Raw genomic sequence first — 7,230 nt, forward strand, 5'->3', positions numbered from 1 at the left:
CCGGAACTGCTCCAGCCGGCTCCAGTCCATCAGCGCCTGCAGCGGATGTACAGCCGTCATGCCAGGCCCAGGATTTCCAGCGCATCGATGGGCTGGCTGCGTCCCGGCACCTGGACCCGGGCACTTTGGCCGGTACGCACCGACCCGGTGACCAGGCGCATTGCCTGCATGCTGGCTGCCACGCTCCAGTTCAGGCGCGGCTCCCCATGGAACAGCTTGAGCGCCGCCGCAACGGTATCGCCCACAGGCGTGGTCTGGCCGGTGCGGCTGATCAGGCCGTCCAGGCTGGTAAACGCCACCGGGCCGCTGTGCAGTGCCACGCCAAGCGAAAATTTGGGCAAGCGGCGTTCAGCAAAGTTCTTTTGCACATAGCCATCGATGCGTTTGGTCGCATTGGCCAGCCCCAGCGCGGCGCGCACCGCCCGCAGGCCGTGGTTCACGGAGTGGGTATCTGCGGCATCCACAAAAACGCACAACATGCCGTCACCGACAAACTGCATGCTGTGCGCGCCAAACAGATAGACGGTATCGCCGACGCTGCTGTAGAGCTGCTGCACGATTTCGCTGAACTCGGTGCTGCTCAGGGTTTGCGTCCACAAACCATAGTCGCGCATGTCGGCATACAGCACCGTGGCGCTGGCAAACCTGTCGCTGTCCTGGGCGGTGCTGCTATCGGGCCACTGTTCACTGAGTGCCTGGACCATGCGGCTTTCGTAAAGCGCGCCAATCTTGTGGCGCTGCTCGTCCAGGGCCAGTTGCACTGCCTTGTCAACCACCTGGGTGCGCATGGCATCAGCCCTGTCGCGCTTGTTCAATTGCGCACTGACGGCTTCGCGCAGTTCCTGGGGCGAAAAAGGCTTTGTCAAATAATCGTCGGCGCCGGTGGTCATGCCCAGGCGCATGTAGCTACGGTCCTGCAGCGAGGTCAGCAAGATCACGGCGGTCGCGGACAGTTCAGCGTCATTGCGCACCTGATCCAGCACGTCAAAGCCGTCCAGCAGCGGCATCTGGACATCGCTGACGACCAGTTCGGGCTTGTGCTCGCGAATCAGCGCCAAGCCCTTGGCCCCGTCTTCTGCGGTCATGACCCGATAGCCTTCTTTCTTCAATACCTGGCTGACCAGCAGGCGGGTGCCCGCATCATCATCAATCACCACGATCAGGGGCATAACAAACGCTCGCTATCTATGAAATTCGCCATGCGTGGCGCAACCGAAAAGTATCCCCGCATTCCATCCGGCTGGCGAGTAGAAATCCATCACCTGCAGCGCTCGACTCGAAACAGCCCTCTTTCGTCGATTAATGCCAAAGATTGAAAATCCATAAAACGTCTAATTGTCACAAGAAAATTGCTTATTTTGCGAAATATTGCAAATATTCTGCCAAAGCTGCCAGATCAGGAACACCACGGCCAGTACCGGCGCCACTTTTGCGGGATGGACAGGCCAAAGGGATCAGGGCGGACGCTCGTCCAGCATGGCCAGCGTGGTCTGCATGACCTGCGGCACAAAGGCAAGCTGCACATGCGCCGCGCCGCGAACCAGCCGGTTGTCGGCGCCTGCCAGCGTGGCGGTGGAAGCCGGGAACACGATGTTGTCGCAGTTGGAATACCAGCAGGTGAAAAGCGCATGGCGGCCAGCCGGCATGCCATGGTCCAGCCGCGTGTGCCAGTCCGACAGCAGGCGCATCTGGCGGCCATTGTGGCCATGGCCAAAACGCGCCAGCCAGGTACCACGGTGCGGCGTGCCGATCGTCACCACATGGAACGCCCTCGCCTCGGCCTTCATCTGCGCGAGCCAAGCCCTGACCGCCAAGCCGCCCATGCTGTGGCAGATCAACAGCGGCGCCAGCCCGGTGGCCAGGGTCACGCGCTGGACAGCAGCCTCAATTTGCGGCGCGTACTCGTCAATCGAGCAAAACAGCGGCTCCAGGTTGACGGCCACAAAAGCATGGCCCTGGCCCTGCAGGCGCCTGAGCCAGGGCGTCCACACGCCCCGGTTGCAGAAAAAGCCATGGACAAAAACCACGCCCCGGCGGCCCTGCACCAGCGCTGGCGGCCCAAGCTGATCCGGGACGGCCTCGGGGCGGAAGGGCTGGCGCCAGCAAAAGACCTGAGGCGCGGTCAGCGTCTCGCCCAGCCAGGCCCCGAACAGTTCTTTGCAGCCGGGTTGGGGCACCGGATCGCTCTTGTTCACCTGCCTGACCAAGATGAATTCGATAGCAAGGAAGACAGAATAGCCCAGCACAATCGCCATGAAACCCGCCACGGCGAGCACCGGTGCGCTGCGGCCAAAGTACAGCAGCCAGCCGCAGGCAGCCGCCAACAGCGACACCGTGATGAACCGTTGCAGCCAGGCCAGCATCACAGGCAATGGCCACCGTGCTGTGGCTCAGGCCAGCGCGACATCACGGCCTGTCAGCCTTTTGGCCAGCCCCTGCGCCAGGCGGTTCACCGCGCCATACACCGACAGTTGGGGGTTGGCGCCAATGCTGGTCGGAAACAGCGAGCCGTCGTGAATCGAAAGATTGCTCAGTTGCCAATGCACACCGTCGGGCCGCGTCACGCCCTGGCGCTCGGTGCCGGCCAGGCCGCAGCCGCCCATCACATGCGCGCTCACGATCTTGAGCAGGCGCGGCTTCATCGGCAGCGCCTGCACCGCAGCGCGCGCCTGCGCCCAGGAGGTGTAAGGCGCGGCCATTTCATGCAGTGGCATGACCTGCTGCGCCCCGGCCGCAAACTGGATTTCCATCATCGACAGCAGGGCCCGGCGGCCACCATCCATGACGTAATCGGTCAGCGGGTATTCAAGCACTGCAGAATTGTCTGCGCGCAGGCCGACCTTGCCGCCTGGCGCTTCATCATGAAAGCCGTCACGCAGCAGCGCCAGCAGCGTGTGGTTGTGCGGAAAAGAGGCGAGCAGCTCATGCTGCGTCTGACCAAAGCCCGGCACGGTAGATGCAAAAATCAGCGGATGCAGCGGTGGTGCTTCCAGCTTGTAGCCCATGGCGCCATCAATCGCCTGGGTCTGCAGAAAATGGTCGGTGTAAATCGACTGCGGCGCACCGCTCCAGGCCTCGACCTTTTGCGCGAAGATGCCGGAAGACATCACCACCGGATGCAAGAAAGTCCGGATTCCGAGGCGGCCATGCGGATCGGGCGCGCTAGAGCGCAGCAGCACGGCGGGCGAGTTGATGGCGCCGCCTGCCAGTACGTAATGTTTCGCTATTACTTTAGTAGCTACTTGCGCCCGTCCCGCTTGTGCAAGAGCCCCATTTGACTCTACATTTCGGCAAATCAGCGCCGTCACCCTGCCGTTGGCCAGTTCAAAGCGCTCGGCCCGGGTTTCGGTCAACAGTTGCGCGCCGAGTTCCAGCGCCGCCGGAATCGTCGTGACGAGCATGGATTGCTTGGCATTGGTCGGGCAGCCCAGGCCGCATGAGCCCAGGTTCCAGCAGCCCTTGACGTTGCGCTCAATGGCGGAGGCGTGGATGCCCAACCGGGCGGCACCGCGGCGCAACAGATCGTTGTTTTCATTGGGCGGCGTGAGCCAGTGCCCGATGTTCAGCCGGCGCTCTGCCTGCTGAAAGTAAGGCGCGAGGGCGTCGTTGGTGTAATCCGCCAGGCCAAAATTCTGCTGCCAGTAGCTCAGGGTGCCACTGGGTGTTCGAAATGAACTGGTCCAATTGACGGTGGTGGAGCCGCCCACGCAGCGCCCCTGAAGTATGGTGATGGCCTTGTCTTCGGTTTTTCGTCCGGCACTTTCCTGATACAGGGAGGGGTAGGCCTCGGCTTCCTTCTGGTTGAAGTCGCTGCTGCTCTTGAGCGGCCCTTCCTCCACGATAACCACATGCAACCCAGCCCGTGCCAGCAACTCGGCGGTGACGCCGGCCCCGGCACCCGAGCCAACAATGGCGACATCACAGACGATTCTCTCGGGCCGCGCGCTGTGTGCGCCACCATGGACTTTCCAGCCACGTTTCAATCCTTCACGGATCGGGTCATGCAAACTGCTCATGAAAATGGGACGCCTTCGTTCTAGATGTTGACAGGGCCGGGGTAGCCCAGTGTGACCCACGTGCTGGCGTCAGAAAAATAGGCCGCGCCGACGATATCGTGAAGCGCGTGATAGCTTTGCTGGCGCAACGCCAGGCGCGACAGGCGCATCGACTGCAAAGCTTGCTGCACCTCTGTGACGCTGGCACTCGGCCAATCAGACTCCAGACCAGCCAGGGTCCGCCGGCCCACGGCGGTGGAAAGTAACCCGAGCAATTGCGACAACTCTGCCTGAACGTGAGGTGGAAAAGCTTGCGACAAATCATCAATGCGATCGAGCAAGCCAGCCAATGCCTTTTGCTTGTCGAGATCTCCAGTGGGCAGTGTGCGATCCAGAATGGCGCACGCTACGCTGGAAAAAATGGTCTGGGCGGCGGGCGTCAGTTTGCCTTGTCGCAGGCCGGGTTGCAGCAAGGCCGTGGCACCACCTGCCACGATCAGGACCGCAGCAGACAAGGCGCCGAGCTTAAGAAGTGTTCTGCGTTGCATTTGGCAAATATCGCATGTATCAGGCCGTCGCCACTAGGGCTTTGCATCTAGATAGACTTGGGGTTCATATGGAAGCCACAAACATTATTCGCGACGCGGTTATGCGCGTCACCTTACTGCGACAGACTGCCGCTGACCACCCCGGGCTGGCCCGGGCCATTAGCGACATCAAACATTTTCAGGCCAGGCGATTTGCGGGCACGTACTTCGATCTGCTGCAATCGGAACGATTCAAGCCCGCGGCCCTGTTTTTCCTCGAGGAACTTTACAGTGAGAAGGATTATTCCGACCGTGATTCTCAGTTTGCACGGATTGCTGGCACGCTGGAGCGACTCTTTCCCCAGCAGGTAGTGCAAACCGCCGTCTCGCTGGCGCAACTGCATCGGCTGACGGAAGAACTCGACCTGGCCATGGCGCAGCACTGGATGAGCAACGGCGAAGCGCCAGAAGTCTCGCGCTATGCGGCCGCCTGGCGTGCCGTTGACCGGCGCCCGGACCGAGACAGGCAGCTTGCAACGGTCTTGGAGGTCGGGCATGAACTGGACCGCCTGACGCGCGCTCCCGGCCTTCGCATGATGCTCAAGATGATGCGCGGGCCAGCCAACCTGGCCGGACTGGGGTCGCTGCAAAAATTCCTTGAGTCGGGCTTTGACACCTTTGCGGCGATGGGCCGCAAGGGCGACGGCGCCCTCTATTTTCTGGAAACTGTGCGGGAGCGGGAAGCCGGGCTGATTAATCGGCTTTTTGACGCCAGCGTTGTCGCCTGCGAGACGGAACTCAGCCAGATACTGGGACAACCCCGGTAACGTCGGCGGTCCGTCTTCGTCCAAAATTGCCGCACAGGAGTACCCATGGAAAAAATCTGGCTCAAGAGCTATCCGCCCGGCGTCGCCCATGACGTCAACCCGGAACAATATCGGTCATTGACGCACATGCTGGAGGAGTCTTTCCAGAAAAATGCAGCGAGTCCGTTTTCAGTCTGCATGGAAAGCTGGATGACTTACGGTCAGCTGGATCATTTTTCAGCGGCATTGGGCGCCTGGCTTCAAAGCAAGGCCCTGGAGCCGGGTGCGCGGGTGGCGATCATGTTGCCCAACATTCCGCAATTCCCGGTAACGATGGCGGGCGTCTTGCGCGCCGGCTTCACCTGCGTGAACGTCAATCCGTTGTACACCGCACGCGAACTGGAGCACCAGCTCAGGGACTCTGGCGCAACCGTCATCGTGGTTCTGGAGAATTTCGCAGCGACACTGGCAGAGGTTATCGACAACACGCCGATCAAACACGTAGTCGTTGCCTCCATGGGCGATTTGCTGGGGTTCTGGTATGGCAAGTGGATCACTTTCGCTGTCAGGCACCTCGCCAGGATGGTGCCGGCTTACACGCTGCCGCTCAACGCAGGAAGGACCGCCATCTCTTTCAAGCAGGCCCTTGCAGAGGGTGGGTCGATCCCATTCAAGCCGGCGGCAAGCACACTGGAGTCAATCGCATTTTTGCAGTACACCGGCGGAACCACCGGCCTGAGCAAAGGTGCCGTGCTGACGCATCGCAACATCGTTGCAGCGGTCTTGCAGGCAGAGGCCTGGTTCACACCGGCGCTCCAACGTGTGGGCGATCCGCGGCAGATCAACAGCATTGCGGCCCTTCCTCTGTATCACATATTTGCGCTTTCGCTGTCTCTCCTGGCGATCCGACGGGGCTCGCACCTGACACTGATTCCCAATCCCCGGGATTTTGGCGGCTTCATTGCCACGCTCAAAAAGAGACCCTTTCATTTGCTGCCCGCCGTCAACACACTGTTTAACGCACTGCTGCAACACCCACAATTCAAGACCGTCGACTTTTCCAGTCTTTGCGTTTCGCAAGCGGGCGGAATGGCGGCGTCGGCCGGAACGGCCAAGCACTGGCTAGAGACTACGGGCTGTCCCATGGTGGAGGGTTGGGGCATGAGTGAGACGTGCGCCATCGGAACCAATAATCCGGTGCTGTCAAAAGAGTTCTCCGGCACCATCGGACTGCCACTGCCAGGCATCGACATCGCCATCAAGGACGATGAAGGCAACTCGCTGGCTCAAGGTCAATCCGGAGAGATTTGCATCCGGGGTCCCAATGTTATGCCGGGCTATTACCAGCAACCAGAGGAGAACACCCGGGCATTTACGCCAGACGGTTTCATGCGCACCGGAGATGTGGGCGTCATGGACGAGCGTGGCTACACAAAAATCGTGGACCGGAAGAAAGACATGATTCTGGTCAGCGGCTTCAACGTCTTCCCAAGTGAACTGGAGAATGTCATTTCCCTGTGTGACGGCGTGGTGGAGTGTGCCGTCATCGGCGTTCCGGACGAAAAACAAGGTGAAGCGATCAAGGTTTTCGTGGTCAAAGACAATTCCACTTTGTCTGAAGATGACATCGCAAGATACTGTCAACAGAATTTGACAGGGTACAAGCGGCCGAAATACATTGAATTCCGTGATGACCTACCGAAGTCAAACGTCGGCAAGGTTCTGCGACGTGAGCTTCGAGTTGGAAAATAGCCCAAGGCCAGAGGGTGTAAGAAGTTTTGTGTAAACGGTCTTTTGGCAGGAAACTGCTGTCTTGCATGGAGCAATGATGACCGTAGAAATGAAACCCTTACCCAGCGACCTGATTGATGCGCTGCTGGCGGACTACAAAAAGCCCGAAGA

General features: G+C 60.1%; 7 protein-coding genes. 3 read left to right on the forward strand and 4 right to left on the reverse strand.

The genetic code is table 11. From position 1 onward, the window contains the following. Positions 1–56: 56 nt before the first annotated feature. Positions 57–1,169 carry a response regulator gene (locus Q7T10_RS06165; protein WP_304746937.1) on the reverse strand — a complete coding sequence of 371 codons (1,113 nt, stop codon included), beginning with the start codon at positions 1,167–1,169 and terminating at the stop codon, positions 57–59. An 18-nt stretch (positions 1,170–1,187) separates the two neighbouring features. Here Q7T10_RS06165 and Q7T10_RS06170 point away from each other — a divergent pair, with 18 nt between their 5' ends. Further along, the gene (locus Q7T10_RS06170; RefSeq protein ID WP_304746938.1) at positions 1,188–1,316 is read left to right on the forward strand and encodes a hypothetical protein; all 129 of its coding nucleotides are present in this window, start codon (positions 1,188–1,190) and stop codon (positions 1,314–1,316) included. Positions 1,317–1,454: 138 nt separating this feature from the next. Here Q7T10_RS06170 and Q7T10_RS06175 read toward each other — a convergent pair whose 3' ends face one another. The 3 genes from Q7T10_RS06175 to Q7T10_RS06185 are packed head-to-tail and all read right to left on the reverse strand — an operon-like array spanning position 1,455 to position 4,543. After that, entirely contained in the window at positions 1,455–2,363 is a 909-nt protein-coding gene (locus Q7T10_RS06175) for a triacylglycerol lipase (RefSeq protein WP_304746939.1), read from the reverse strand. A gap of 27 nt (positions 2,364–2,390) precedes the next feature. Then, a complete protein-coding gene (locus tag Q7T10_RS06180; RefSeq protein WP_304746940.1) occupies positions 2,391–4,016 on the reverse strand; it encodes a GMC family oxidoreductase in 1,626 nt (541 codons plus the stop codon). Between the two features lie 20 nt (positions 4,017–4,036). After that, positions 4,037–4,543 carry a hypothetical protein gene (locus Q7T10_RS06185; protein WP_304746941.1) on the reverse strand — a complete coding sequence of 169 codons (507 nt, stop codon included), beginning with the start codon at positions 4,541–4,543 and terminating at the stop codon, positions 4,037–4,039. Positions 4,544–4,611: 68 nt separating this feature from the next. Between Q7T10_RS06185 and Q7T10_RS06190 the strand changes: the two genes are divergently transcribed. Further along, positions 4,612–5,349, forward strand: a complete 738-nt coding sequence (locus Q7T10_RS06190) for a hypothetical protein (protein ID WP_304746942.1) — start codon at positions 4,612–4,614, stop codon at positions 5,347–5,349. Positions 5,350–5,394: 45 nt separating this feature from the next. Continuing rightward, a complete protein-coding gene (locus tag Q7T10_RS06195) occupies positions 5,395–7,080 on the forward strand; it encodes an AMP-binding protein (RefSeq protein WP_304746943.1) in 1,686 nt (561 codons plus the stop codon). Positions 7,081–7,230: the final 150 nt, after the last annotated feature.

The sequence above is a fragment of the Rhodoferax sp. genome (assembly GCF_030646845.1).
In the GTDB taxonomy this organism is placed as follows: domain Bacteria; phylum Pseudomonadota; class Gammaproteobacteria; order Burkholderiales; family Burkholderiaceae_C; genus Rhodoferax.